Genomic DNA, 26,815 nt, shown 5'->3' on the forward strand with positions numbered 1-26,815 from the left:
ATGTCCGACAGGCCCCAACAGATTGTCGTTTTCGATCAGCGGCCGTTTTTCGAACAGGTGCTGGTGCACGGCTTGCAGAACCGGATCATCGCTCAGGAGCGGGTCACCGACATTTTGAACGACGCGCCGAAGGGGATGGTGCAGATCGCCGAGTACTTTGGTAGCCAGTACCTGCGCCCGAATATCGAGGCGGCGCGGGAGCGAATCGTCAATCTCGTCAGCCTCTTTCTCGAGGAAAACAGCGCCGGCGATCTGGACAAAGCGGCGCGATCGCTGCGCGACCACACTTTTCTGTCGCTCTCGCGCGGCGGGTCGGAAATGCTCAAGAGTCTGTGGGCAATGCCCGAGGATGAATCGTTCGGAATGCTCGTCAGGCAGTCGCAGAAGGAGTTTCTCGCCGAGTGGTCGCTGCGCAATCTGGCCGACTATCGACAAGCGCTCGAACAGCGGCGAGCGTATCAACTGACGATTTCGGCCGCACTCTGGTTTGCCGAAAGGCTAGGCGTTCCCGAGTCCTCGATTTCCACCGTGGCAGTCGAATCGATCATCCGTACGGCGATGCTTCTTTATCTCAGTGGAAGCATGGCCGCGTCGATCCCGAATGCAGCCGAATTCGCCGACATCCTGGCTGCAATCAGGAAAAAGGGCCTGCCCGCCAAGGGCAGGAAGCTCGTCAAGGAGATTTTCAAGGAACTGCCGGAGGCTTATCAGGCGCTTGCCAGTCGGCAACTGAACAGGCTGGAAACAGAGGACCTGCCGAGGATTGTCGACGCTTCCCGACCGCTGAGCCAACTGCTTCGCGAGCTTGAACCCCTGTACTTTCTGCGCGACTTCGGGCCCGAGGATGCGAGTCAGTTCGACGCCATGGTTTCGCACGAGTGGCAGAAGATGACCGGCGGCAAAACGGATGACGATACGCTGCTGACCCTTTTTGTCTGTCTCGCGACTGACACTCCGCCCAAGCGCGCACTGACCCGGACCGCCGCGCGCGCCCTGATCCGAAAAGCCCGTACTGACGGCTTCAAGCGGCCGCCCGTACTGGCTTTCGTCCGCAGCTTCGCGCCTTACGAAATGCAGGACGACCTCGAAGCGCTGTGGAAGGACTTCTTCCTCGCGGCGGAGAGCGAACTGCTCGACGCCTCCGACACTACACTGGTCAAGGCGCTGACTTTCCTGAAGGAAAACTGCGTCGTCTTGTAGAGTAGAAAGACGACCCTGCGCCCACGAAAAGCGTTATATTCGCCCCCCCCCATGAACATGCAAACTTCATCCCCTGGCCAAGCTGCCGTTGTTCTCCTGTCCGGCGGACTGGATTCGGCGACCACGCTGGCCATCGCTCGGGCAAGCGGTTTCGCTTGCTACTGCCTGTCGCTCGACTATGGCCAGCGCCATCGCGCCGAGCTGCAGGCGGCCGCGGCCGTTGCCGAGGCCATCGGCGCCAGCGAGCATCGGGTGCTGCGCCTGAGCCTGGACGACTTCGGCGGTTCGGCGCTGACCGACGACGCCATCGCCATTCCCGTTGACGGTGTACAGCCTGGCATCCCGGTGACTTACGTACCCGCACGTAATACCGTCATGCTCTCGCTGGCGCTGGCCTGGGCCGAAGTGCTGGGTAGCCGTGACATCTTCATCGGCGTCAATGCCGTCGACTACTCCGGCTATCCCGATTGCCGGCCGGAATACATCGACGCCTTCGAAGGGATGGCCAACCTGGCCACCAGGGCCGCTGTCGAAGGTTCCACGCTGCGCATTCACGCGCCGCTGATCGATCTTGGCAAAGCCGAGATCATCGAGCGCGGCGTCACTCTCGGCGTCGACTACGGCCTGACGGTTTCCTGTTACCAGGCCGACGAGACTGGCCGCGCCTGCGGGGTCTGCGATTCGTGCCGCCTGCGACGCGCCGGATTCACCGCCGCCGGCCTCGCCGATCCAACGCGCTACACCGCTTGAGCGATCTTGGTCGGTCCGCTTCGAAGGCCACGCGCGCTGCTTCTGCCGCAGCCGGTCCGGCCGGTGCCGCCAGATCGCGAGCGCTCATCCCGCTGACCGACGATTCGAGCGCCCGCCGCATCCGCTCGATAATCTCGTCAACCGGCGGCGGCGCCGGCAAGCGATCGGGCGAAAGGAAACGCTCTTCGCCGGCGAAACGCACGGTATCGAGCACCTGCATCACCGAGATCAGCGAAGGGTCGCGCGCCAGCAGGTAGAGCGGCGGATCGTCGGTGCTCTGCACGAGTAGCTGCCGACGTTCCAGCGCCTCGAGCACGGTCTGCAGGACATGCGTCGGCATGCCCAGCAGGCGGGTGAGCTCGACAAGCGACGGCATCCGCTCGCCGGCCATGAATCTGCCGACAACCAGGCTCATCATCGACAGCGCAAGGCGCTCGCGCATTCGGTTGCTCAACCGCGGTTCGCCGCCGCTGACGTACAGATACTCCGGATGCTGGACGTAGAAGGCGACACTCGCGCCGAACAGCAGAATCAGCCAGCTCAGGTAGAGCCAGATCATGAACAGGATCAGAATCGCCAGGCTCGAGTAGATCGCCGCGTACTGGTTTGACGACGCGACGAAAACCGCAAACCCCCAGCCGGCGGTCTGCCAGGCAACGCCGCCGGCGATACCGCCGACCAGCGCAGGGATGAAGCGTACCCGCGCGTTGGGAATGAACACGTAAACGAAGGTGAAAGCGGCGATAATCAGCAAGTAAGGGGTCAGGCTGCTGATCGTCGTCATTGCCTGGCCCAGGACGTCGATCTCCAGCAGCCCACGTACCGTCTCGATGCTCATCACCGTCGCGGTGATGCCCAGCGCCGCGAAGACCAGGATCGGCCCGACCAGTAGCACGCTCAGATAGCGGCTGAAGCGATCGGCGAGACGCCGCGGACGCTGAATGTGCCAGATGAAGTTCAGCGACTCCTCGATCTTCTGCATCAGCGAGATCGCGGTATACAGCAGCAGCGCCAGGCCGACTGCGCCGAGCACGCCGACGTTCATCCGCTGGATGAATTCCGTTATGTTCTGGGCGACTTCCACACCCTTTTCGCCCAGCGGTTCGAGAAACCTCAGCAGCATCGGCTGAATCTGGTTGTGCACACCGAAGGCCTTCAGCACCGAGAAGCTCAAGGCCAACAGCGGCACGATCGACAGCAAGGTGGTATACACCAGGCTCATCGCGCGCAGGGTCAACTGGCCGTCGACCAGGTCGCGTACCAGAATCAGCACGGTCTGCACGACCCGCACGCCGCGCATTCGCCATGACGGTAAAGACGCCGCCGGCGAACCCCAGACGACGCTCTCGATACGACTCAGCAGGCCCGGCGCGCGGGGCTTCACTTGGCCACCTCGAGTTGCAACAACAGGGTCACCGACTGGTCGTTGGCAGCGCTCGCCTGGCGAGTCTCGCCGAGCACCACCCGCGCAGCGGCTAGCCCGCCGACGGTCGTCAGTTCGCCGACGATCGCTTCGCCGCGTCGGGACGCGAGTTGCGCCAGGGTCTTGTCCGAAATCGTCTGCTCGCCGATCAGCCGATCGAGGAGCTGCTGGTAGAACGCCGGTGGCGGACTCGGCTGCTGCGCAGCGGCTGGCGATCCCGCCGCAGACTGCACGGCTGCAGCGAGCGCGCGGCGCTTCAGCGCCGCGAGTACTTCGGGCGCGTAACGGTCGCTGAACGCCGCTTCGATCGCGCGCTGAGCGCGTGGGTTGGCCGGGTCGATAGGACCCGGATCCTCGCCCGCCGAAAGTTCGATTCCCATCCTCGCGACGAGGTCGCTGCGCACCGCCCGCGACTTCAGCGCAGCCGCGTCTTCCACGGCAGCGTAGGTCGGCGGCACGACCAGCGTCAGCATTTTCCGCTCGTTCATCGCGCGCGCGACCGCCGCCAGTTTCTGGCGCTCGGGTGGACCGAGCAGGTCGCTGCCCGGCTCGAAGTCGATGCTGTCGAGTTGCTTGTCACCACCACCGAACAGTGCGCCCAGAGCCCTGAACGGTGCCGTAACGATGCTACCGAGGAGTTTGCCAAGCGCCTTGCCGATCACCGCCCCGTAATCGAATTGCGGGTTGTTCAAATCACCGCTGACCGGCAGTCCGATGTCGATCACCCCCTCGGAGTCGGTCAGGATGGCGATTGCCAGTTCGAGTGGCAGATCGGTGGCATCAGGACCAGCTACCTTTTCGCCGAGTTCGACGTGTTTCAGGACGATCTTGTTCTGGCCACGCAACTTGCCGTCCTTGACCTTGTACTGCAAATCCAGCGACAGGCGTCCGCCGGTGATCCGGTAGCCGGCGAACTTGATCGAGTACGGCGACAGCGAGCTCATCGCGACGTTGCGGAAGGTCATCTCGATGTCGGTCAGCTTCTCAGGGCGAAAAACGCTGAGCTGGCCGCGAATTTTCGCCGATCCGTACTTGTCGACGCGCGCGTCGAGCTGCACTTTCGCGCTCCGCTCGGGGTCCGTTCCCAGACCGGTGATCACGCCTTTCAAGTCGTGCATCCGGGCTGCGAACTGCGGTCGCAGGCTCAGGTCGGCAAACTCGACCTCGCCGCCGGAAATCCCCAGGCGCGCGACGGTTACCGGGAACGGATCGGGCGCGCTCACCGGCGGCTGCGCGGACTGGCCATCGGCCGCTGCCGCAGCGCCGTTCTGCGCGGCCTGCTGCTCGCCGGCAGCCGCTCGATCGTCGCCCTTCGGCCGCTTCTTGAGCACATCGGTCAGATTCACCGAACGATCCTCGGCAATGATCAAACGCCCCGACGGCCGTATGGCCCGGAGTTCGCCGATGTCCAGTCTATTTGGCTCGACGGTCAGCAACACGTCGCCGGCTGCCAGCGACTCCCAGCCCAGGAAGGGTCGCTTCGCGTCAACCTCGTCGAGCTGCAGGTGGTCGACCGCGAAACTGCCCTGGTAGGCGAGATTGGCGCCGGCACCGGCCCGGTCGCCGTAGCGCAGACGCCCGGCGCTGGACACCGTTCCAGAGGTCAGCGTCAACTCGGCGAATTCCGCGAGGTAGGGCTGTAGCGGCGCCAGCGCAATGCCGGTCAGTTTGAGCTTGAGGTCCGCCATGCCGTTGTCGGTGCGCACGCTGCCACTGGCCTCGATGCCGCCGCCGCTGGCAACTTTCGCCTTCAAGTCGACCTGCATCGGAGAGCTGACGCCGGTCTCGAAGCCGGCGACGCGGGCGTGGATTTGCTCGAACCCGACCACCAACTGCGGCGACGCGCGTCTATCGTCGAAGCCGAGTGCAAAGCTGTCGACTTCGACCGACTTCACGGCAAGCTGCCACGCCGCGCCCGCCGGCGCCGGCGTCTCCGACAGCGTCGGCAAAGCGTCCGGGGTAGCGTCAGGCGCTGCGGCAACCGCTGCCGCCGCAGCGCCGCGCGTCAGCACCAGGCCGTTGAACCGTCCCTCGGTATCGAGCCAGGTCTGCGCCCTACCGTCGGCGAACGCGAGCTTGTCGGCGGTGGCCACTCGATCGTGCAGACTGAACGTACCGCCGCTCAGCGTTCCGCTGCCCAGATGCAGCATTTCGGTGGCGTCGGCGGGACTGCGCAAGACCGCGTCCGAAAGTGACGCGCTCAGGCCGTCGCCGCGCAGATCGAGCGGACCGTCGGGAACAGCGAGCAGCACCGAGCTAGCGCCAAAACTTGCCGCCGCGAACTGCGCGATCTCCGATGAGGCGCCCTGAGCGACGACGCCGACTGCCTTCATCTGTAACGCGGCATGATCGAAGCGCGCGTCGAACGATGGCGAAGCGGCGCCGACAAACCTGGCGGAGGAAGCAGACAGCGCGCCGGCTTCGAAGGAGACATCCTGCGCTGCCAGGCGATCCGTTCCCCGGGCAACGGCCAACTTCGCGAGCGATAGCCGCAGAGCGCTGCCCGCGACGCTGAGTCGCCGATCGGCCTGCGTCAAGGTGAACTTCTCGCTGCGGATCGCTGCGCTGTGCAGATCCAGCGCGTCCGCCGCTCGCTTCATCTGCAGTCCGCCAAGCCTGCTGCTCGGCTGGTCGACGAGCAGCTCGACGCCGGCCGCTCCCGACTGCAGCAACAGGCGCTGGCCTGCCAGCGACAGGTCGCGAAGTTGCGCGCTTTGTCCGGAGCCGGCCAGCAAGACACCGGTGGCCGAAATCGTCGGCTCGTCGATCGTCCCGGCGAACGACTCGTTGGCGACGATCAGCACGCGGCCGGCCTCGAGCGCAGCGCCGGCCAGGCCGAGCGAATCGGTTCCCTGGCGCAGCCGCCCAGTGGTGATTGAAAGCTTCGGCTGCGCGAACTCCAAACGCGTTCCAGCGGCGCCGAACTCGCCGGTCAACGATAGGTGCAGCCCAATCGCGTCGACCGACGCCGCCAGCCCCCGCGCCGGGCCGGTCAGAGCGAAGGCGATCGCCGAGATTTCGGCACTGGCCAGCGAGAATCGCCACGGGGCCGTCGCGCCGATCGCCGGCGACTTGTCCACCGGCGCTACCGGTGCGACGGTGGCCACCGCGTCCGTGGTCGTTGCGCTAGCCGTAGCCGCCGATTTGTCCGGCGGTGCTGCCGATGTGCGCGCCAGCGTCGCCCAGTCGATTCTGCCCTGCTCGTCCACCGCCACGCCAATGCTTCCCTTCGCCAGGCGAAGGGTGGCGAAACTGCTTTCCCGGCTCCCCAGGTCGACACGTCCCTGCTGCAGCGACAGCGTCTCGACCGCGAGCAGCGGCGAGCTGGCGCCGGCCGCGCTGAGCGAGAGCGATGAGACGTCGAGGCCCAGGTCGTCCACGCTTCCCGTGAGGACACCGCGGCGGTCGACGGCGATGTCGAAGTTGCCAGCCAAAGTGACTTTCCCGGCAGGCGCATCGAGCGACAGGAGGCGCGCCAGGCTCCTGGCCAGCGTCTTCACCTCGAGGCCGAGCAGCGTCAACCGCCCCTTGAAGGCCAGCGGATTCAGCGCCAGTTGGCCGCTCGTTTCGAGCGCCTCGCCGGCCCCCGTGCGTGCCGATAGCTGGTAGCTTGCCGCGTCTTCGGGCAAACTGGAAAGGTTGTCGATGACCATCCGCAGTGGCTCGACATGAGTCACCAGCGGCTCGTCTAGCAGTTCGTCCACGTACTCGATGCGGCCGTCGGTCAAGGTAACGCGCTGCACAATAAAGGGCGGCAAGGCCTCATCGTCCGCCGCTGGCTGGCTGGCGAGCAGACGTTCGAGCAGCGCGGCGAAGTTGTGCCGGCCTTCCGGGTCGAGGGTGACGCGCAGCAGCGGCGCCTCAATGCTTATATCGGCGAAGGTCCACGCTCGGTCGATGATGCTGCGTAGCTCGAAGTCGACCAGCAGCCGCTTGAAACCCAGCATCGGAGCGCCTTGGCGATCGGTCAACGCCAAATCGTCGACCTCGAACCTGAAGGTCAATGGGTTGAAGCGGACTTCGCCGACGCTGATCGGATAACCAAGTTGTGCGGGGACCTTTTTCTCGACCTGCCACTTGACGATTGCCGGTAGCGCGACGAAACCCCCGACCAGATAGAGCGCGAACAGCACCACCGCACTTATCACCGGCACACTGGACAGAATCATTAGCAAGCGTTTGGGCATCATCGGGGCTTTCACGGCACGGGCAACGGCTCGGCCTTGTCGAAGGACAGATGCAGAGCATTGGTGCCTGGCGAAGGATCGGAAACCCAGCGCTGTCAACGAGAGTATATGAGGCCCTATCAGAGGCCGTCAATCTGGAATCTGGTTCCTGGGCCCACTAAAGAAAGTCATCCGAATCCTGCTCCGCTCAGTGCCTGTAGATTCGTGCCGGCTGCGCCGCTCCGCCTTTACCGCCGCCGGCCTCGCCGACCCGACGAGCTACACCGCCTGAACAATCTCGGTCGAAGTTCCCAGCACAGCAACTCGCTGAAGGCCCTTCTCAAGCGTGAACCCGGTTCGCGATGAGAACCTTGTCCACGCGATTCCCGTCCATGTCGACTACTTCGAAGCGCAGATCGGCCAGCTCGAAGTAATCGGCCGGTACGGGAATGCGACCAAGCACGTACATGATGAACCCCCCGAGGGTATTGAAGGCGTTCTCGTCTTCGCCGGGTAACTCGGCATTGATCTTGAGAACGGTCTTCAGATGTTCCATGGCGACGCTTCCGTCCACCAGCCACGAGCCATCTTCGCGAACCACGACATCCTGTTGCTCGGGAGCACCCCAGCTCGGCAGATCGCCGACGATCGACGTCAGCACATCGGAGAGAGTGACCAGACCGTGCAGCTCGCCATATTCGTCGACCATCAGCGCGCATTGCTGGCGGGCCCGCCGGAAGGTCTCGAGCAATTGCGTCGTCGTGACGCTGGCCGGCACATAGAGTGGCGGCCTGACATGGGGCTCGATCGACAGTGGCTCGCCGGCCAGCGCGCCCTTGAGCAAGTCGCTGGTACGCAGGACGCCAACGATCTGCTCAAGACCGCCGCGGCAGACGACGATGCGCTTGTATGGACTGTCGGCAAGGCAACTCCGAATCGCTTCGTCGGTCTCGTTCAGATCGAGCAGGTAGATGTCCTTGCGATGGGTCATGATCGCGCCGATGCGCTGCTCGTCCAGCCGCAGAACGTTGGCAACGATGGCCTGCTCGCTGGCGTGGAATACGCCGGCGTCGGCGCCCTCGCCCATCAGGACCTTGATCTCGTCGTCGGTCACCGAGGACTCCTGCGCGCGTCCAGCGCCCAGCAGATGCACGAGCAGGTTTGACGACGACGCGAGCAGCCACACCAGCGGGCGCATCAGTCGCGCGAGGAGGTTCATCGGCGGCGCGATCAGCGAGGCAACGCGCTCCGGTGCCAGCAGCCCAAGACGCTTGGGCACCAGTTCGCCGACGACCACCGAGAAGTAGGTCAACACGGCGACGACCAGCGCCAGTGCGATGCCGCTCGCGTGCGGCGCGAGCGGCGGAAAAGCGGCCAGCCATTCGGCCAACGGAATGGCCAGTGCGGCCTCGCCGATGGCACCGCTGAGGATGCCCACCGTGGTGATGCCGACCTGGACGGTAGCCAGGAGGACCGAAGGCTGGTGGCTGAGGGCGAGCGCCGAACGTGCGCCGGGATGGCCGTCGTCAGCCAGAGTCCGCAGGCGCGACTGCCGCGAGGAAACGACGGCGATTTCCGCCATGGCGAGAACGCCGTTGAGGAGGACCAGAAGAAGGAGTAAAGCGATATCCATTGTTCCTCTTGCCAAGGCCGAATCATCTAGGCGCCAGCGCCCGCTGCAGGATTTCGAGCACGGCGCGCAGATCTTCGATGGGCACCTGACCGGGGGCCGACGCCTGTTCGCCGACCGCGAAAGTCACCGACGAGCCAAACGCCCAGCCGAACAGGCGGCTCAGCGATCCATAGGGGCCCATCGACATGCTGATGATCGGCAGTCTGATCTGGCGGTTTCCTTCCAGCGTGGCCGCGAGCAGGGTCAGTACATCGTCAATGGCCCGTGGCATGGCGGCCACTTTGGCAATGTCGGCGCCGGCCCGCTCCATCGCCACAAACCTGGCGACGATGTCCGCGGCTGACGGCGTCTGCTGGAAATCGTGGAATGAGGCAATCAACTGGATGCCAGCGCGCTGCGCGGCCTGCCGCACAGCCTGAAAATGCAAGGCATCGCTGCTCATTTCGCAGTCCACAAAATCGACACAAGAGGTCTCGCAGACGGCTTCGTAAAGCGCCAGAACCTGTTCTTCCGAAATGCCGGTTGGCTCGCCGCCCTCGCGCGTCGAGCGGCGCGTGAAAATGATCGGTACGCCGCCGGCGTTTTCCCGGAGCGCTCGCGCCAGCGCAACGACGCGCACGGTGTCGGCAATCCCGCTGAAGAAATCGACCCGCCATTCGATCAGGTCGGGCTGCTTCGCGCAGACGGCAGCCAGCTCGCGCAGGAGCGAGCGCTCATCGATGGCCACCAGCGGGGTACAGATCAGCGGCTCCTTGCCGCCGGCAACGTTCCCGCCACCCACTTCGATCGTCTTTGTCATACGCATGCCCGGCATGTCTAGGCGCTCCAGAATTTCAGTCCTACCTCAGCCACCCGCCGTCTATCCAACCCGGTATAGAGCTGGCGTGGACGAGCGATCTTCGCGGGCCATCTTCTCGAGTGCCATCGCCAGTCTGAACAGACGGCCATTTTCGAGATCCAGTTCCCCGAGCACATCCTTGCACACCTCGCGCATCAGGTCCACCCGAGGATCGACGCTGCCGAGCGAATTACAGCAGATCCTCGCCGCCATCGTCGAGGCCATCCGCAAGGAGTGAACGGAGGACGACAAGCACGAGGACAGGCTCTCGCCTGCCCTCGCAGATCAAGACGGAGCTGCGGTTTTTCCGCACGCGACGTGCTCGATCACGGCATCTGCGATAAAGGTTCCCCGATCGGACAGTTAATGTGAAAGTCGCGTCCGCGACTCATCAACCTCCCCTCGCCCGCTCGCGGGAGAGGGGTCGGGGGTGAGGGGACGGTCATGGCTTTCATCATCTGGGGTGTCTGCAATTGCCATGACCGTTAGCCAGGCCAAAGCTTATTGCAACTCTCATGCAACTGCGAGTTGCCGGGCAGTTTTTCCGGTTGCCAGATGCCGCGGATCACCCTTGCGTTTCTGTCGCCTGGCGCCATCGGTTTGATGTCATAGATGGTTTCAAATGTATTCAGAAGGTCGTAGTGGGTGTACAAGGCGGGCTCTTCATAGCCGGCTTTCACGTCGTCTCCGAAGAATACCGCGAAGACCTTGTTATCTTCGTCCCAACCGTAGCGCCACCACGGCGTGTCGTTCTCGTCAAACGTGACGACAAGAAGTACATCGCGCCTGAAGTCGGGATCCCTGATCAGCTCACTGAAATTCCTGCGCAACCATTCATCCGCTTCGCTGAGCAGTTCGGCATGCGGCCTGAAGAGCACGTCCATTGCGTCGCCATGGGCATCATTCTTCAGATTGGGAATCACCAGCGAGAAACTGGGCAGCGTCCGCGTCTTCGCTGCACGGAAGAATTCAACCGTGTCGGCGACGTGAGCGCGGCAAAAAGAGTTGTTTTCCTGCATGTACTGGAAGCTGAGTTGGGGCACATGCTTGCGGACATACTCCGTATTCTCGATCTTCGGGCTCAGGTTGCACTCGCCGATTCGCTCTTCCTTGTATTGTTCCGCGAAGACCTTCCAGTCGAGCCGGTGTTCTTCGTCTCCCAGAAAAGGACGATCGAGGGTCGCTGCAGAATCTCCATCGACGCCTTGCGTACTGCCGGAGACCAGAGCGATATAGTTGGGCTGGGAAGGATGCGCGACTGCGTAGTAGTTGCCAAGATATGCGCCAGACCCGACCAGGCAGTTCAGAAAGGGTTCAGCTCGCGCGTGATCCGGATTCGTGTTCTCAAGAATTACCAGAACCACTTTTTTGGCGTTTGGCTTCTTGAATGCAGGATACGCAGCATACCCGTCCGCCGCTGAGGGCGAGGGCGTACTGGTAAGGATGGTGGTTCCACAAGCAACCAGAATGAATGGCAGGCACGCAATCACGAGAAGCTTCCGTAACATGGCTGTTTGCCCCCTTATGGTGAATCCGTCCGAACGAATGGCCAGGCCGGCTGCCTGTTGGCGACAAGCCGGAAACTGCCGAGACGGGCGCAGAAGGCGAAGTGAAACTCCTGCTGGACGGCGCAGGAAAAGCCTCTTGATCCCGACTGCTGGCCGCTTTGCGCGACGATTCTGGAGAGCAATAGTCGGCAAGGAAAATCAAACCTTTTTATTCCAGACCTGGTCTTGCGGTTTTCCCAAGGACCGCGAGTCACTGATGCCATGCTCGTCTGCCGGCGGCACGCTCAGCTCGCCCGGCGAGGTGCAAAGTTACGATCTCGCCCGGGGGGGGGCTGGCTGCAATAATGCGGCTCACCGTGAGATCTGTTTGATTGCATTGATGGCATTGATGGCATCGATTACAATGAGATCAGACCCCGCTGTGTGGAGACTCAAATGGCCAGCATTACCATCCGCAACCTCGAAGACTCGATCAAGACCAAGCTGCGCATGCGCGCGGCCAGCCAGGGGCGGTCAATGGAAGATGAGGCGCGCTGCATTCTGCGCGCCGTACTCGGCAAGGAGGATGCAGTCGGCGAGAGCCTGGTGGAGCGCATACGCAGGCGGTTTGGGCCACTCGGGGATGTCCGGTTGCCGCGAGCCGAGCGCGAAGACATTCGCGAGCCACCGCGGCTGGGCGAGTGATAGTGCCATGATCGTTCTCGACACCAACGTGCTCTCCGAACTGCTGCGCGCGATTCCTGAGCCTGCGGTAGTGCGCTGGACTGCCAGCCAGCCCCTGAACACGCTTTTCACGACCACGGTGACGCAGGCGGAAATGCTCTATGGTGCCAGACTGCTTTCCGCAGGGCAGCGTCGCCGGCAGTTGGAACAAGCGCTGGCAGCCCTTTTCGAAGAAGACTTTGCCGGACGCGTGCTGCCCTTCGACGGCGACGCAGCGTTTGCCTATGCAGGGATAGCGGCCGAGCGAAAAAGGAGCGGTCGGCCGATCTCGCAGTTCGATGCGCAGATCGCCGCCATTGCACGATCCCGGGGAAGCTATCTTGCCACTCGCAATGTCGGCGATTTCGCGGCTTGCGAACTGCAGATCATCAATCCGTGGCAGCCGGAGTGATTGGCATTGGGAGCACGGGAGAAGCCGTACAGATCAGCAGCTCCTTGCCCGCGGCAACCGTCCGGCCACCCACTTAGATCGGCTTCGTCATCCGCATGCTCGGCATGCCTGCGTGCTCCAGAATTTCAGTCCTACCGCAAAGTAGCCACCTGCCGTCTATCCATCCCGGTATAGAGCTGGCGTGGACGAGCGATCTTGTATTCGGGATCGACCAGCATCTCCTCCCACTGCGCCATCCAGCCCACCGTGCGCGCCAGCGCGTAGACGCAGGCGAACATCGACGCCGGGATGCCGAGCGCCTTCAGCGTGAGAGCCGAGTAGAAGTCCATGTTCGGATAGAGTTTCTTATCCACGAAGTAGCGATCTTCGAGGGCCATCTTCTCAAGTGCCATTGCCAGTCTGAACAGACGGTCATTTTCGAGATCCAGTTCCCTGAGCACATCCTTGCACACCTCGCGCATCAGGTCCACCCGAGGATCGAAGTTCCTGTAGACGCGGTGACCAAATCCAGCCAGCCTGAACGTGCCGGCATCGGCCTCGGTTCTCGCCCGCGCGCGCGCCCTGGAGACGAATTCGGCGACCCGCGAGACATCGCCGATCTCGGTCAACATGGCCAGACAAGCCTCGCTGGCACTCCCATGCGCGGGGCCCGACAAACAGGCAATGGCTGCGGAAACGCAGGCAAACGGGTTGGCGCCGGAAGAACCCGCCATGCGGACGGTCGCCGTCGAAGCATCCTGACCGTTGTCGGCATTCAACAGGAACATCCTGTCGAGCGCGCGCACCAGCACCGGATTCGGCCGGTACTCCTCACACGGGGTGGCGAACATCATGTGCAGAAAGTTGGCCGTGTAACCGAGATCGCGCCGCGGGTTCATGAACGGATCACCGATGGTGTACTTGTAGGCCATCGCGACGATCGCCGGCATCTTGGCCACGATTCGGTGGAAGCTGAGGCTACGCTGTTCGGCATCGGAAAAATCCGCTGCTTCATGGTGAAATGCCGACAGGGCGCCGACCACGCCGACCATCACGGCCATCGGATGAGCGTCACGGCGGAAACCCTGGTAGAGCTTGACCATCTGCTCATGGACCGGCATGTGCCTTCTGATGGTAAACTCGAAACGCTCTTTCTGTCCGACGTTCGGCAGTTCGCCGTTTTTCAGCAGATGGGCCACCTCGAGAAAGTCGCACTGTTCGGCGAGTTGCTCGATCGGGTAACCGCGATAGAGGAGTTGGCCCTGGTCACCGTCGAGGAAGGTGATCTTCGACTTGCAACTCGCGGTCGACTCGAAGCCCGAATCGTAGGCAAAGCAACCCGTTCTGGCGCCAAGGGTACGAATATCGAGACAGTCGCGGCCCTGCGTCGGTGTCAGGACGGAAAAGTGCACCGGGGCTTCTCCGGTAACGGTCAAGGTGGCCTTACGTTCGGTGGTCATTGGCTTTCCCTTATGTTGAGTCTTCAACATCACGCCCTGTTGTGGGGCTTTGTGCCTCTCCGCCGCACCCGCTTTGTGCCATCGGAGTGACGCAGTTCGCTCTTGCTGCCTGGCGAAGGTAGCCCGCGGTAAGCTCCTGCGCCCGTTCCGGCGGACAGGAACTCTTGGCAGGGCGGTCACCCCGATCAGAAACGCCAGCGCCCCCAGCACAGAGCAAGACCTGTATCAGGCACAGGATAGACCGCGCACAGATTTTGCTTGACAGATCACCATGCCCACCAGCCTTGCGCGAACGCGCCCCACTGGTCACCCGCAGCCTGCGCTGCAGGGGCTTTTCAGCCCGCAGTTGCGGGCATGCTTGATCGAAGGAGTACAAGATGAAGGCACCGAAAATTCTTCCCTGGCTTGCCAGCCGGGCCGGAGTAAGCGAGAGCCGCGGCGAAGTGCTGTGGGCGGAGGCGTGCCAACGCGCGGCGTCGATCACCGGCGAGCGCGATACGTCGTTCTATTGGGGATCGACACAACGGATACTCGTCAATCTGCTGGCGGATGAGCGCTGGCGCACCTGCCACCCGCTGGCCTGGCCCTGGCTGCTGATGCAGCGGGGCCTCGAAGCTTTCTCCCGGGGGGCCAGGCGTTGGCCTTCCCCAACGCACACTGCCCATGCAGGCCTGGCCCCGCTGGCGCTACCCTGGTTGCCGGCAGGCACCTACCGCTCAGCAGAGACCGGAAAACAGTGATGAAAATTGAGGCCGTGGCGCGCAATGCTCTGATTGCACGCCTGAAAGGCCGCCTGCATGAGGGACAGCGGACGATCTGCGAAGAGTTCGTCGCCGAGGGTGACGCTATCCACCTGTTGCAACAGCGCTGCCGACTGATCGACGAAGTCCTCGGCCAACTGTGGAGCGAGCTGGGCTTGCCGGCGTCGCTTGCCCTGGTCGCGGTCGGCGGCTATGGCCGAGGTGAGTTGTACCCGGCATCCGATGTCGATCTGCTGATCCTGCTGCCCGAGCCACCCGACAGCGTGCTGGCAGCGCAACTGGAGCAACTGGTCTGCCTGCTTTGGGACATCGGCCTGGAAACCGGCCACAGCGTGCGAACCCTCGAACAGTGCCTGGAGGAGGCCGCCGGCGACACCACGGTACAGACCGCGATGATCGAAGCCCGCCTGCTGGCCGGCAGTGCCAGCCTGTTCCACGGATTTTGCTCGCTACTCAAGGGCAGTCTCGATGGACAGACCTTCTTTCAGACCAAGCGGATGGAACAGGAAGACCGCCATCAGCGTTTCAGCGACTCGCCTTGCAGCCTGGAGGCGAACTGCAAGGACGGCCCGGGTGGGCTGCGCGATCTGCAGATCATCCTCTGGATTGCACAGGCGGCGGGCTACGGCAAGTGCTGGCGCGATCTCGAACAACGAGGTTTCATCACCGGCGAGGAGGAGAAGCTTCTCGAGGAGTGCGAGGCCTTCCTGCGACGCCTGCGCATACACCTGCACCTGCACGTCGGGCGCCGTGAAGATCGCCTGCTCTTCGAGTACCAGACCGCCCTTGCCGAGCAACTCGGCTTCACCGCCACCGATGCACGCCGCTCCAGCGAACAGTTGATGCAGGAGTACTACCGGACAGCGAAGACGATCACCCAGATCAACAGCATCCTGCTGCAAAACCTCGGTGCAGCGCTCTTCCCCCTTCCGGATGAGCCTCCCCAAGCGATCAACGAACGTTTCCAGAAGACGCACGAGTTTCTCGACGTGGTGCACGAAAATGTTTTCGTCAATACACCGGAAGCGATCCTTGAGGCCTTCCTGCTACGCCAGCAACAGCTCGACCTGAATGAAATGAGCGCGCGCACCCAGCGCGCGTTGTGGCGCGCACGCGACCTGATCGACGACGACTTCCGCCGCGACCCAGCCAACCGCGCCCGCTTTCTGGCCATTTTCAAGCAAGGACGTGGGCTGGTGCAGGAGTTCCGCCGCCTGAACCAGTTCGGCATCCTGGGGCGTTATCTGCCGGCTTTCGGACGGATCGTCGGCCAGATGCAGCACGACCTGTTCCACGTCTATACCGTCGATCAGCACATCCTGCAGGTGCTGCGCAACCTGCGCCGGTTCGCGATGGAAGAGTTTGCGCACGAGTACCCGTTCTGCACTCGCTTGCTCAGCGACCTCGGCGACCCATGGATCCTCTATATTGCGGCGCTGTTTCACGATATTGCCAAGGGGCGCGGCGGCGATCACTCCGAACTCGGCGCGGTCGATGCGCGACAATTCTGTGCGGACCACGAGCTGGCCGCGGAAGATACCGACTTGGTGGTCTGGCTCGTTCGCCAGCACCTCGTGATGTCCAGCGTCGCGCAGAAGCAAGACATTTCCGACCCTGGCGTGGTGGCCCGCTTCGCTGGAATCGTCGGCGACGAACGTCATCTGATCGCCCTCTACCTGCTCACCGTGGCCGACATTCGCGGCACCAGTCCGAAGGTCTGGAATGCCTGGAAGGGCCAGTTGCTCGAGCAACTGTTCACCGCCACCCGGCGCTTCCTGCTGTCGCGAGAAGCCCTGCCCATGCCCGACGGCACCATCGCCCAAAGGCAGCATGAAGCACTGCGCCTGATGCGCTATTTCGCGCTTCCTCAGAACGCCCATGAACGCCTGTGGCAGCAGGTTGACACGGTGTACTTCCTGCGTCAATCGGCCGATGAAATCGCCTGGCACGCGCGCACGCTGCACGAGCACGAGCACGATGCTATCGACCAGCCGGTCGTCAAGGCGCGCCTCAATCCGTTCGGCGAGGGGCTCGAGGTGATGGTCTATACGCAGGACCAGACGGACCTCTTCCTGCGCATCGTCGGCTTCTTCAGCCGCGCCGGTTACAGCATCGTCGACGCCAAGATCCACACCACCCGTGACGGATACGCGCTCGACACCTTCATCCTGCTCGATATCAGCGACCGCGACAGTGACCGCGCGATGATCGCCTATGTCGAGCACGAACTCGGCGATCGACTGTCCCACCAGGCACCCGTGGACATTCCCGCCGGTGGACGCGTTTCGCGGCAGGTGAGACACTTCCCGCTGCAACCGCAGGTCAGCATTCAGCCGCTGGTCAGCATCGAACCCGACGAAACGGGAAAGCTGTTCGTCCTCACCGTCGTCGCTGCCGATCGCCCCGGATTGTTGTTCATCATCGCCAAGAAGCTTGCTGAGCATGGAGCCAATCTGCACACGGCCAAGATTGCGACGCTCGGCGAGCGGGTCGAAGACACCTTCCTGATCAGCGGCGCCGAACTCGAAGAAAGCACCGGCCGAGTCAGGCTGGAGACCGATTTGTTGAAGCACCTGCAGGTCTGAGCACGCCGCCAGCCGGGGCAGCACGCACCACCGTAGTGCATGAATCGCCGCCCAGCCGCTTTCAGGACGGCTGTGGCATGGTACGTGTCTTGCTTTCAATATTCTGATTACTTGCCCTGGAGCCGACCGTGTCGATTCATGTTGCCCTCAATCACCGTACTCACTATCGCTACGACCGCCTGATCAGCCTCTCGCCGCAGGTCGTCCGCCTGCGGCCGGCGCCGCATTCGCGCACGCCTATCCTCAGCTACTCGCTGAAGGTCACTCCGAGCCAGCATTTCATCAACTGGCAGCAGGACCCGCAGGCGAATTACCTGGCGCGCCTGGTCTTCCCGGAGAAGACGCGCGAGTTCTGTGTTGAAGTCGATCTGGTCGCCGAAATGTCGGTGATCAATCCCTTCGACTTCTTCCCCGAACCCTATGCGAGCACTTTTCCCTTCAAGTACGAGGACTGGCAGCAGGAGGAGCTCGAACCCTATCTGCACCGCCTGCCGCTGACGCCGCTGCTCACCGGCTTCCTGAAGACGGTCCCGCGCGAACCAAAAACCAGCGTGGACTTTCTCGTTGACCTCAACCAGCAAGTGCAGCGCGCGGTAGGCTACGTGATTCGCCTTGAGCCCGGCGTGCAGACCCCCGAGGAGACGCTCACCCTGGCGCGCGGCTCTTGCCGCGATTCGGCCTGGCTATTGGTGCAGGTTCTGCGTCATCTCGGGCTCGCGGCACGCTTCGTTTCGGGCTATCTGATCCAGCTCGTTCCCGATGTGAAGTCACTCGACGGCCCCTCGGGGACCGACCATGACTTCACCGATCTGCACGCCTGGTGCGAGGTGTACCTGCCGGGTGCTGGCTGGGTTGGCCTCGACCCAACGTCGGGCCTGTTTGCCGGTGAAGGCCACATCCCGCTCGCCTGCTCGCCGCAACCGTCTTCGGCTTCGCCAATCACCGGCTTCACCGAGGAGTGCGAGTGCACCTTCGAGCATCACATGAAGATCGAGCGCGTCTGGGAAGCACCCAGGGTGACCAAGCCGTACAGCGACGACCAGTGGCTGGCGATCGAAACGCTTGGCCATCAGATCGACGCCGATCTGATCAGTGGTGACGTACGCCTGACCATGGGCGGCGAGCCGACCTTTGTCTCGATCGATGACCATGACGGCGCCGAATGGAACACCGAAGCACTCGGGCCGACCAAACGCATTCGCGCCGCAGAAGTGTTTCACCGCCTGCGCGAGGAGTACGCACCAAACGGCCTGCAGCACTTCGGCCAGGGCAAGTGGTATCCCGGCGAGCAACTCCCGCGCTGGTCGCTCAACTGCCTCTGGCGGCGCGACGGGCAGCCGGTGTGGAACAATCCGGCGCTGTATGCCGACGAAAGCCACGATTACGGCGCCGACGAGGTTCTCGCCGGGCACTTCCTGAGCCATCTCGCCGAGCGCTTGGCGATCGACCCGAAGTATGTCTTCCCCGCCTACGAGGACGTCTACTATTACCTGTGGCGCGAGCACCGCCTGCCGGCCAACGTCGATCCCTTCGATTCCCGCCTCGACGACGCGATGGAACGAGCGCGCCTGGCGCAGGTCTTTCGCCAGGGACTCGACCAGACGATCGGACACGTCCTGCCGCTGGTGCGCCGTGCGCAAGGCGGCTGGCAAAGCGGCCCCTGGTTCCTGCGCGATGGCCGCTGCTACCTGGTGCCCGGCGATTCACCGATCGGTTATCGCCTGCCGCTCGACTCGCAGCCCTGGGTGGCCAGGGACGACTATCCATACATCCATTCCCCCGATCCGACGCAGACCTTCGCCGCGCTGCGCCCGCATGCCGAGATCCGCGCCCAGCATGCCGTCAGCCACAGCGAGGGCCTGGCTGCCGAGGAAGCTGCGGTCAGCGGTGAGCACTTTGCGCAGAAAGCACTGGAACGTGAGGCCGACGCGCTCGCCCACGCCGCCGGCGACGGTGCCGATCGTCCGCCGCTGCCCCATGAGTCGGCGGCCCTGGTCACCCGCACGTCGATCTCGGCGCAGGCCAGGAACGGCGTGCTGTACATCTTCATGCCGCCGACCGAGACGCTCGACGACTACCTCGAACTGGTCAGCGCCGTCGAGGCCACCGCCGAGTCGCTCGCCTCCCCTATCATTCTCGAAGGTTACGAGCCGCCGCGCGACCCGCGACTGACGAACTTCCGCGTCACTCCCGACCCCGGGGTGATCGAAGTCAACATCCAGCCATCGGCCACCTGGGATGAACTCGTCGCGCGCACGACGCATCTCTATGAAATTGCCCATCTGTCGCGCCTGACCAGCGAAAAGTTCATGCTCGACGGTCGCCACACCGGCACCGGCGGTGGCAACCACTTCGTCTTCGGCGGCCTGACGACGCTCGACTCGCCCTTCCTGCGCCGACCCGATCTCCTGCGCAGCCTGATCAGCTACTGGCACAACCACCCGTCGCTTTCCTACCTCTTTTCCGGCCTGTTCATCGGCCCGACGAGTCAGTCGCCGCGCGTCGACGAAGCGCGCAACGACTCGGTTTACGAGCTGGAGATCGCCTTCAGCCAGTTTCCGCCGCCGGTTGGCAAGGACGCCGAGTGTGTCGCGCCGTGGATCATCGACCGTGCGCTGCGCAATCTATTGATCGACTCGACCGGCAATACGCACCGTGCCGAGTTCTGCATCGACAAACTGTACTCGCCCGACGGTCCGACCGGCCGCCTCGGCCTGCTCGAGATGCGCGCCTTTGAAATGCCGCCGCACGCCCGCATGTCGCTGGCCCAGCAGCTCCTCCTGCGAGCGCTGATCGCCCGCTTCTGGCAAACACCTTACGCTCCCGAGCGCCTGATGCGCTGGGGGACCGAGTTGCACGATCGCTTCATGCTGCCGCACTTCGTGCAGCAGGATTTCGACGACGTCATCGGCGAATTGCGCGCCGCCGGCTACCCGCTCGAAAGCGACTGGTTCGCGCCGCACTTCGAGTTCCGTTTCCCGGTGCACGGCAGCATTTCGGCGCAGGGAATCACCCTCGAACTGCGCCATGCGCTCGAACCGTGGCACGTGATGGGCGAAGAGGGAGCCGTCGGTGGAATGGCGCGCTACGTCGACTCATCGCTCGAACGCCTGCAGCTCAAGGCAACGGGAATGGCCGGCGACCGCTATGTCGTCACCTGCAACGGCCGCGCCTTGCCACTGCGTCCGACCGGCAAGGTCGGCGAGTTCGTCGCCGGCGTCCGCTACCGGGCGTGGAACCCACCATCAGCGCTGCATCCGACGATCGGCGTGCACGCGCCGCTCGTTTTCGACCTGGTCGACACGTGGATGAAACGCTCGCTCGGCGGCTGCCAATATCACGTCGAGCACCCCGGAGGGCGCAACCCTGACCGCTACCCGGTCAATGCCAACGAAGCCGAAGGCCGCCGTCTGGCGCGCTTCACACCGTTCGGCCATACGCCCGGCGAGATAGACGTGCAGCCGGCGCCAGCCAATGCCGGTTTCCCGTTTACGCTCGACTTGCGGCGCTCGTAAACGCGGCTGAGCGAGTCAGGCCGGGAAAGGCCCCGCCTGACCCGCTCGCACTCCCACAGGCGTGCCGGCTCCGGATTCAGGACGGGAGCCAGGGTTCAATCCGTCCAATCCTCGACCAGCAGGCCGGCAACCTGGCCAAACGCCTGATCATTGGTCACCAGCACAGCGCCGAGGCTAAGCGCATGCGCAGCAATCAGCAGATCATGTAGCGCCTCATTCACCCCACCCACGGAAAGGGTCACGATCTTGTTCCGGCTGGCTGCGCTCGTTCTGGTCGAGAAAATCCACCGGCACATCGGTACCTTTGAGCGCGGCAAAAAAGTCATCCCAATCTGCCGGTTTACGTGACAGGATCACGTCACCGGTTTCCGGGTCCTGGCGGATGAAGACTTCCTTGGTATCGAAGCGATAAGCAGCGGGCAGGCGTACCGCCTGGCTGCGACCGTTGCTGAACAGTTTCGCGACTTGACTCATGGCTGCCTCCGGCTGCCTGGGTAGATACCAAAGTCTATGCCTGGTAACGGGATGAATCAAGGGCTGTGTCAAGCGCTGCGAGCGCTGTGAGCGGGCGAAGGAACGGCATCGAACGGCCCGAACGCCGGTCTGAGACGCTCCCCGGACGCAGTGACCACCGCCATGGTGGCCAGCGCGCCCAGCCGCTCAACCCTCGCCGTCCCAGTAACCGACGGCGTCGGCCATGCGGCCGATGTGGCTGAAGCTGCGCTTGTCCTTGTCGCCACCGGGAGGCGAACCGGCGAGGACGAAGAACTTGCCGGAATCCGGGTAGATGCCGATGTCCGGCTGCTCCATCGTCGACACGCACAGGTAGCGCAGCGGCCCGGTCGAACAATTGACGATCTGGTGCGCCGATTCGACCCCGCCCGGCAGCAGCGCCACGACATCGCCAGCACGCAGTGGCCGTTCGCGGTCGCCGAGGCGCAGCGTGCCCTTGCCTGCGAGGACGACGATCATCTCCTCGTTCACCACGTGCGCGTGGTACGGCCACGCCGCCTTGCCCGGCGGCACGACGCACAGACGCGCACCCAGCTTGCGCGCGCCGGTACGCGGACCGATCTGCGCCATCGCCGCCTCGAAACGTTCACCGTTTTCCTGCGTCACCAGATCGAGCGCATCGAGATTGACGACAGGGTTTCGTTCTTCGCTCATGACATTTCTCCCCTTGAAGGTCGGTAAAAAAGGCGCGCCCGGCGCACGCGCATATCGGAAGGCTCTGGAAGAATCGCCGATGCTCAAGTAGCCGTTGATCGCTTCCATGCGCAAGGCATCGTCGAGCCGGCCGTCGATCAGGTCGAGGGCCGTTGCCATGATCTCATTCCTGCGCGCGTGCGACAGCCGTGATCCGGTATTATCGTCGCTGCCACAGTGAACGCCACAGGAGACGCGCAGATGAACATCACCGAACTCTTCGCCATCGAACTCCCGATCAACGTGTTCACCGGCCGCCCGGCGCGCGGCATCGTCAATCGCATCATGCGCGAACTGGGACCGATCAACGCGCTGGCACCTGAGTTTCCACTGGCGACGCCGGCTGTTGCAGCGCTGCGGGCGAAAACTGAAAGTCTGGGCAGTGGCGATTTTTCGCCCTTGTGGGCGGGACAGAATGCAATGGGGTGTCGGGAGGTTTCGGCGTCGGTGTTGACGCGGGAGTTCTGGGATGCGCGGTAGTCCGGCGCGTTAGCTTCCACTTATCGGCTAGAACAGTCAGCAACGGGTAGTCTTTGCAGTTCACCCAGGTCCGCTTTGCGAAGACCGGTCTGACCGGCTGCTATCGGCCATCAGCAGACATCCGCTCCTCGCTGAATTTGGCAGAACGAACGTCAGCAATGCCTCTGGCAGCGGACGTTCACAAAGATGTGTCGAACTTCCGCTCTTCGGCCAATCCGGCCGTACGAGTCTCCGTGCTTGGAGGTCCGCAATGCGCCGATTACCAGCCATCGAGTCGGGAATCGCCTTCAACGGCAGCTTATCGATCTGACGAATTCACACTCCCGACCCAAACCGGCCTGATGACGACAGCAAGCTGTCTGGCTGCTTTCTGATCGCTTTGCTGCCACTCAAACTATCAGGCTCACCGTCTCTAGCTCGGCCAAAGCCGCCAATTCGGTAAAGAGATGCTTGTGTCGGCTTACAGGCGCCAAGCAACCTCTTGCCCCTACATATAGAACCAGGGTCGGCAGTCCGCTGTATCAGCCTACTGAATTCGTGCACAATGCGAAGTATGGCCAGCGCAGAACAACTCAGAGCTCTCATCAAGTCGCACATTGCTCGTGACGATGGATATTTCTATTCCGTCGCCATGCAGGTCGCTGCGCACGAGGCGAAGCTAGGCCATGGCAAGTTGGCGGAAGATTTGCGCGACCTGATCGATGCGGCCAAGACCCGGCTGGGCCAAGACCCTTCTGGCAAGATTGTGCCCATTGCCGGCGCCCTGAGTAACTCGACCAAACACCGGGGCGAACTAGCAGGTCTCCTGACCGTGATTCACCCAGCGAGCCGCCTGGGCGACATGGTTCTGGATGAAGTTGCGGCGATGCAACTCGCTCGTATCATCAAAGAGCAGCGCCAGCTTGCCCGGATCAAAGAGCATGGTTTGTCCCCCCGCCGAAAGCTATTGCTTGTGGGTCCCCCAGGGACCGGCAAGACGATGACAGCATCCGCTTTGGCGGGTGAATTAGGTATTCCGTTATTTCTCGTGCGCCTAGATTCGCTGATCACGAAGTTCATGGGCGAGACGGCCGCCAAACTGCGGCAGGTTTTTGATGCCATTGCTGACATTCGAGGCGTTTACTTCTTCGATGAGTTTGACGCGATCGGGTCGCAGCGCGGAAACGCCAACGATGTGGGCGAGATTCGGCGGGTTTTGAACAGCTTCCTGCAGATGATCGAGCATGACCAGTCGAATAGCCTCATTATTGCGGCGACGAACCATCCGGAGGCCCTGGACAGCGCCTTGTTCCGGCGCTTCGATGATGTTGTCGAATACCACTTGCCGACTTCGGCGCAGGCGCTTGACCTTATCCGGACGCGGTTGGGCGCGTTTGCGCCCAAGCCATTCAGGAAAGACGGCTTGGTGGAACGGGCTGAAGGATTGAGTTACGCCGAAATTTGCCGTGCGGTGGATGAATCCATCAAAGACGCGATCATGCATGACCAGACCAATGTGCAACGCGCTGCGCTGGAGGGGGCGCTAGATGAACGCCGCCTTATCAGCGCCAAACTGACCCGGAACAAGACGCGAACAATAAGCGATGCCGGAACAGGCCCAAGATAAGCGCCCACACCTTGTACTGACCAACACATCACAGGCCCAAGGGTTCAAGGCGCCGTCAATTGGTGGCGGCGGTCCAGCGGTGGTTCCCACGCCTGACCGTGTCCAACATGGGACCGCGCTGAAGGGGCAGCTGCAAGCGTTAAAGCCCATTGCGCAGCAGGTGGCCGATGCCCAGCGCGAGCAGGGCCTTGAAAGCGGCTTGGGCCTCCAGATTCAGTTCGTAGGTGTGCATGATGTTGCCATGGCCTTTGAGAGTCTTGGCAGCGAGCGCGGGCGGGACCCGTCAAAACAGATCGAAGTTCTGAGCGTCACGTCCGAAGGCGGGATAACGCACGCCAACGTTTTCGTCCCCGACGGGAAGCTCGCGCATTTCGAAAAGTACATCGAGGACTATTTGGCGGAGCGGAAGAAGGCCAACGGTGACTCGAACGATCACCATGCCCTTCTGAACACCATTTCCTCCATCCGCAGCGCGGAACTCCGCGCCCTTTGGACGGACGAGCCCAAGCTATTTCCGCAGGAAGCCGACGAGCCATTTTGGTGGGAGGTCTGGCTGCCCGTTCGCGGTAATCGCGATGCAGTCGTTGCCTACTTCCGAAAACTGGCAGGACTAGCAGAGTGCGAAGTCAGCGAGCATCAGATCAATTTTCCGGAACGCACCGTCGTCTTGATGTTCAGTTCTCGGAGGCAGTTATCCACCTCGGTCATGATGCTCAATTGCGTGGCCGAACTCCGCCGCGCCAAGGAGACCGCCGAATTCTTTGGCAGCATGACGCCGCTTGAGCAGCAGCAATGGGTTGTCGAAACTTTGGCGCGGCTGACGGTGCCGCCGGATGACGACTCCGTGCCGCGCGTCTGCTTGCTGGATTCGGGCGTGAATCGCGGGCATCCCCTGCTGTCGCCTTTTCTAAACCCCGCCGACCTGCACACGGTAAATCCCGTTTGGGGTGTGGACGATACGGCCAATCACGGTTCCGGCCTTGCAGGGCTCGTTGCGTTTGGAGACTTGTCGAATGCCTTGGCGACCGACGAACCGATCATCGCGTCGCATCGGTTGGAGTCGGTAAAGCTCACGCCCGAGCAGGGCGCTAATGCAGGCGATTCGAAGCTACACGGGCACCTTTTTTCCGAAGCAGTTGCTCGCCCCGAAATTGTAGCGCCGCTGCGCCCACGCGTATTTACGTCGGCGGTTACATCCGACGATGACCGTGACCGGGGGAAACCCTCGGCGTGGTCGTCCGCCATTGATCGGCTCGCCTCTGACTACGATGGCAATGGTGAGTTTCCCCGCCTGTTCGTGTTGTGCACCGGCAATACTGAAGACGCGCAGAGCTGGAACACCTACCCCGCCAGCTTGAGTAGCCAAGGAATTCGCGATCCCGGCCAAGCGTGGAATGCGCTTACGGTCGGTGCTTTCACCGAAAAAGTGGTGATCACCGAAGCTGATGCCCAAGGCTATACCCCGGTTGCGCCATCCGGAGGTCTCAGCCCATACACCCGCACATCGGCTGACTGGAGTACTGCCTGGCCGTTAAAGCCGGAAGTGGTCTTCGAAGGTGGCAATGCTGGAAAGAACGCGTTGGGGCCGATCGGGATTTCCAGCCTACACTTGCTGACGACCAATAATCTGCCGCTTCAGCGCCTTCTTACAACAACCAATGCCACCAGCGCCGCGTCGGCTTTGTGCGCGCGGATGGCGGGGCAGTTGATGGCCGCGTATCCAAATCTCCGCCCGGAAACTGTTCGTGCCTTGATCGTGCATTCTGCAGAGTGGACCGAGGCGATGCGTTCGGCTTACTTGCCGGCTAACCGGCCTGCTACGAAAGCGGATCATGTGACCCTGATCCGTCACTGCGGCTGGGGTGCGCCGAACTTGGATCGGGCGTTGTGGAGCGCCGGGAACTCGCTCACCTTGGTGGTAGAGGATGTTGTACATCCGTACCAGAAGGTGAAGGGTAAAGGTGTGGTCAGCCGGGACATGAATCTCCATTCTCTGCCTTGGCCGAAAGCGGAATTGATGGCGCTGCCGCCTGATACCGCCGTCGAGTTACGCATCACCTTGTCTTATTTCGTCGAGCCGAACCCATCGGCGCGTGGTATCGCTTCCAAGTTTCATTATCCGTCCCATCGCTTGCGGTTTGACGTTCAACGCCCCTTGGACGCGACAACGGCAGACTTCGTGGCGCGCATCAACGCGGCGACCGAGCGCGAGGACGATGGCGATCCGATTGACCCCAAAGATCCGAACTGGGTTTTGGGTGACCGGCAGCGCCACCGCGGTTCTCTGCATCAGGATATCTGGCATGGAACGGCCGCTGAGCTGGCCAGCAGAGGCTTTGTGGCGGTGTATCCAGCGAAAGGTTGGTGGCGTACTCGACAGACTCAGGAGCGGTACGACTTGCCCGCTCGCTACAGCCTCATTGTCTCGATCCTTACGCCTGCGATGGACGTTGATCTCTATACGCCAATTGCGCAACAGGTGGCGGCACTAATCACTGTACCAGTCGAGGCTACGAACTGACATCAGGGTTGTTACGTCCTCCCCTGGCCAAGGTCTAAGGGCTCCAAATATCCCGCGTACGGTCGGGAAG

General features: G+C 62.6%; 19 protein-coding genes and 1 pseudogene. 10 read left to right on the top strand and 10 right to left on the bottom strand.

What is annotated here, in order from left to right; translation table 11 throughout:
- Window positions 1-1,200 carry a hypothetical protein gene (locus ACCAA_RS17750; protein WP_186408583.1) on the top strand — a complete coding sequence of 400 codons (1,200 nt, stop codon included), beginning with the start codon at window positions 1-3 and terminating at the stop codon, window positions 1,198-1,200.
- Between the two features lie 51 nt (window positions 1,201-1,251).
- The gene (gene queC, locus ACCAA_RS17755; RefSeq protein ID WP_245754655.1) at window positions 1,252-1,950 is read left to right on the top strand and encodes a 7-cyano-7-deazaguanine synthase QueC; all 699 of its coding nucleotides are present in this window, start codon (window positions 1,252-1,254) and stop codon (window positions 1,948-1,950) included.
- Here the strand turns inward: queC and ACCAA_RS17760 are convergent.
- The 6 genes from ACCAA_RS17760 to ACCAA_RS17785 form a co-directional block, all read right to left on the bottom strand.
- Entirely contained in the window at window positions 1,907-3,334 is a 1,428-nt protein-coding gene (locus ACCAA_RS17760; protein ID WP_245754656.1) for a YihY/virulence factor BrkB family protein, read from the bottom strand. The genes queC and ACCAA_RS17760 overlap by 44 nt on opposite strands.
- Entirely contained in the window at window positions 3,331-7,563 is a 4,233-nt protein-coding gene (locus tag ACCAA_RS17765; protein WP_186408584.1) for a DUF748 domain-containing protein, read from the bottom strand. Before ACCAA_RS17765 ends, ACCAA_RS17760 begins: the two co-directional genes overlap by 4 nt.
- Before the next feature lie 316 nt (window positions 7,564-7,879).
- A complete protein-coding gene (locus tag ACCAA_RS17770; RefSeq protein WP_186408585.1) occupies window positions 7,880-9,172 on the bottom strand; it encodes a hemolysin family protein in 1,293 nt (430 codons plus the stop codon).
- Between the two features lie 22 nt (window positions 9,173-9,194).
- Entirely contained in the window at window positions 9,195-9,977 is a 783-nt protein-coding gene (gene aroD / locus ACCAA_RS17775; RefSeq protein WP_186408604.1) for a type I 3-dehydroquinate dehydratase, read from the bottom strand.
- Window positions 9,978-10,031: 54 nt separating this feature from the next.
- The gene (locus tag ACCAA_RS17780) at window positions 10,032-10,223 is read right to left on the bottom strand and encodes a hypothetical protein (protein ID WP_186408606.1); all 192 of its coding nucleotides are present in this window, start codon (window positions 10,221-10,223) and stop codon (window positions 10,032-10,034) included.
- Window positions 10,224-10,495: 272 nt separating this feature from the next.
- A complete protein-coding gene (locus tag ACCAA_RS17785) occupies window positions 10,496-11,518 on the bottom strand; it encodes an alkaline phosphatase family protein (protein ID WP_186408586.1) in 1,023 nt (340 codons plus the stop codon).
- A gap of 435 nt (window positions 11,519-11,953) precedes the next feature.
- Between ACCAA_RS17785 and ACCAA_RS17790 the strand changes: the two genes are divergently transcribed.
- Together ACCAA_RS17790 and ACCAA_RS17795 are read left to right on the top strand one after the other, a co-directional pair.
- Entirely contained in the window at window positions 11,954-12,202 is a 249-nt protein-coding gene (locus tag ACCAA_RS17790; RefSeq protein ID WP_186408587.1) for a FitA-like ribbon-helix-helix domain-containing protein, read from the top strand.
- Window positions 12,203-12,209: 7 nt separating this feature from the next.
- Window positions 12,210-12,632: a type II toxin-antitoxin system VapC family toxin gene (locus tag ACCAA_RS17795; protein ID WP_186408588.1), complete on the top strand. Its 423-nt coding sequence runs from the start codon at window positions 12,210-12,212 to the stop codon at window positions 12,630-12,632.
- Between the two features lie 131 nt (window positions 12,633-12,763).
- On the opposite strand, the gene gltA is transcribed toward ACCAA_RS17795, so the two are convergent.
- The gene (gene gltA / locus ACCAA_RS17800) at window positions 12,764-14,071 is read right to left on the bottom strand and encodes a citrate synthase (RefSeq protein ID WP_186408589.1); all 1,308 of its coding nucleotides are present in this window, start codon (window positions 14,069-14,071) and stop codon (window positions 12,764-12,766) included.
- A 377-nt stretch (window positions 14,072-14,448) separates the two neighbouring features.
- Here gltA and ACCAA_RS17805 point away from each other — a divergent pair, with 377 nt between their 5' ends.
- From ACCAA_RS17805 to ACCAA_RS17815, 3 genes are all read left to right on the top strand, one after another.
- Complete coding sequence (locus tag ACCAA_RS17805) at window positions 14,449-14,811, top strand: hypothetical protein (RefSeq protein WP_186408590.1); 363 nt, start codon at window positions 14,449-14,451, stop codon at window positions 14,809-14,811.
- A complete protein-coding gene (locus ACCAA_RS17810; protein ID WP_186408591.1) occupies window positions 14,811-17,417 on the top strand; it encodes a [protein-PII] uridylyltransferase in 2,607 nt (868 codons plus the stop codon). Before ACCAA_RS17805 ends, ACCAA_RS17810 begins: the two co-directional genes overlap by 1 nt.
- Window positions 17,418-17,545: 128 nt before the next feature.
- The gene (locus tag ACCAA_RS17815; protein ID WP_186408592.1) at window positions 17,546-20,932 is read left to right on the top strand and encodes a transglutaminase family protein; all 3,387 of its coding nucleotides are present in this window, start codon (window positions 17,546-17,548) and stop codon (window positions 20,930-20,932) included.
- A gap of 95 nt (window positions 20,933-21,027) precedes the next feature.
- Here the strand turns inward: ACCAA_RS17815 and ACCAA_RS17820 are convergent, their stop codons facing one another.
- The 3 genes from ACCAA_RS17820 to ACCAA_RS17830 all read right to left on the bottom strand — a co-directional run bounded on the left by ACCAA_RS17820 (window position 21,028) and on the right by ACCAA_RS17830 (window position 22,258).
- Window positions 21,028-21,153 (bottom strand): PIN domain-containing protein, encoded by a 126-nt coding sequence (locus ACCAA_RS17820; RefSeq protein ID WP_425394498.1) that lies wholly within the window; start codon window positions 21,151-21,153, stop codon window positions 21,028-21,030.
- Window positions 21,146-21,406 (bottom strand): antitoxin, encoded by a 261-nt coding sequence (locus tag ACCAA_RS17825; RefSeq protein ID WP_186408593.1) that lies wholly within the window; start codon window positions 21,404-21,406, stop codon window positions 21,146-21,148. Before ACCAA_RS17825 ends, ACCAA_RS17820 begins: the two co-directional genes overlap by 8 nt.
- Window positions 21,407-21,592: 186 nt before the next feature.
- The gene (locus tag ACCAA_RS17830) at window positions 21,593-22,258 is read right to left on the bottom strand and encodes a cupin domain-containing protein (protein ID WP_342674068.1); all 666 of its coding nucleotides are present in this window, start codon (window positions 22,256-22,258) and stop codon (window positions 21,593-21,595) included.
- Window positions 22,259-22,378: 120 nt separating this feature from the next.
- On the opposite strand from ACCAA_RS17830, the pseudogene ACCAA_RS17835 reads away from it, so the two are divergent.
- From ACCAA_RS17835 to ACCAA_RS17845, 3 genes and pseudogenes are all read left to right on the top strand, one after another.
- A pseudogene (locus ACCAA_RS17835) lies at window positions 22,379-22,618 on the top strand (2-nitropropane dioxygenase); the annotation flags it as partial.
- A 553-nt stretch (window positions 22,619-23,171) separates the two neighbouring features.
- The gene (locus tag ACCAA_RS17840; RefSeq protein ID WP_186408594.1) at window positions 23,172-24,224 is read left to right on the top strand and encodes an AAA family ATPase; all 1,053 of its coding nucleotides are present in this window, start codon (window positions 23,172-23,174) and stop codon (window positions 24,222-24,224) included.
- Entirely contained in the window at window positions 24,202-26,745 is a 2,544-nt protein-coding gene (locus ACCAA_RS17845) for a S8 family peptidase (RefSeq protein ID WP_186408595.1), read from the top strand. The genes ACCAA_RS17840 and ACCAA_RS17845 overlap by 23 nt, the downstream gene beginning before the upstream one ends.
- Window positions 26,746-26,815: the final 70 nt, after the last annotated feature.

It is taken from the genome of Candidatus Accumulibacter aalborgensis, assembly GCF_900089955.1.
Lineage (GTDB): Bacteria > Pseudomonadota > Gammaproteobacteria > Burkholderiales > Rhodocyclaceae > Accumulibacter > Accumulibacter aalborgensis.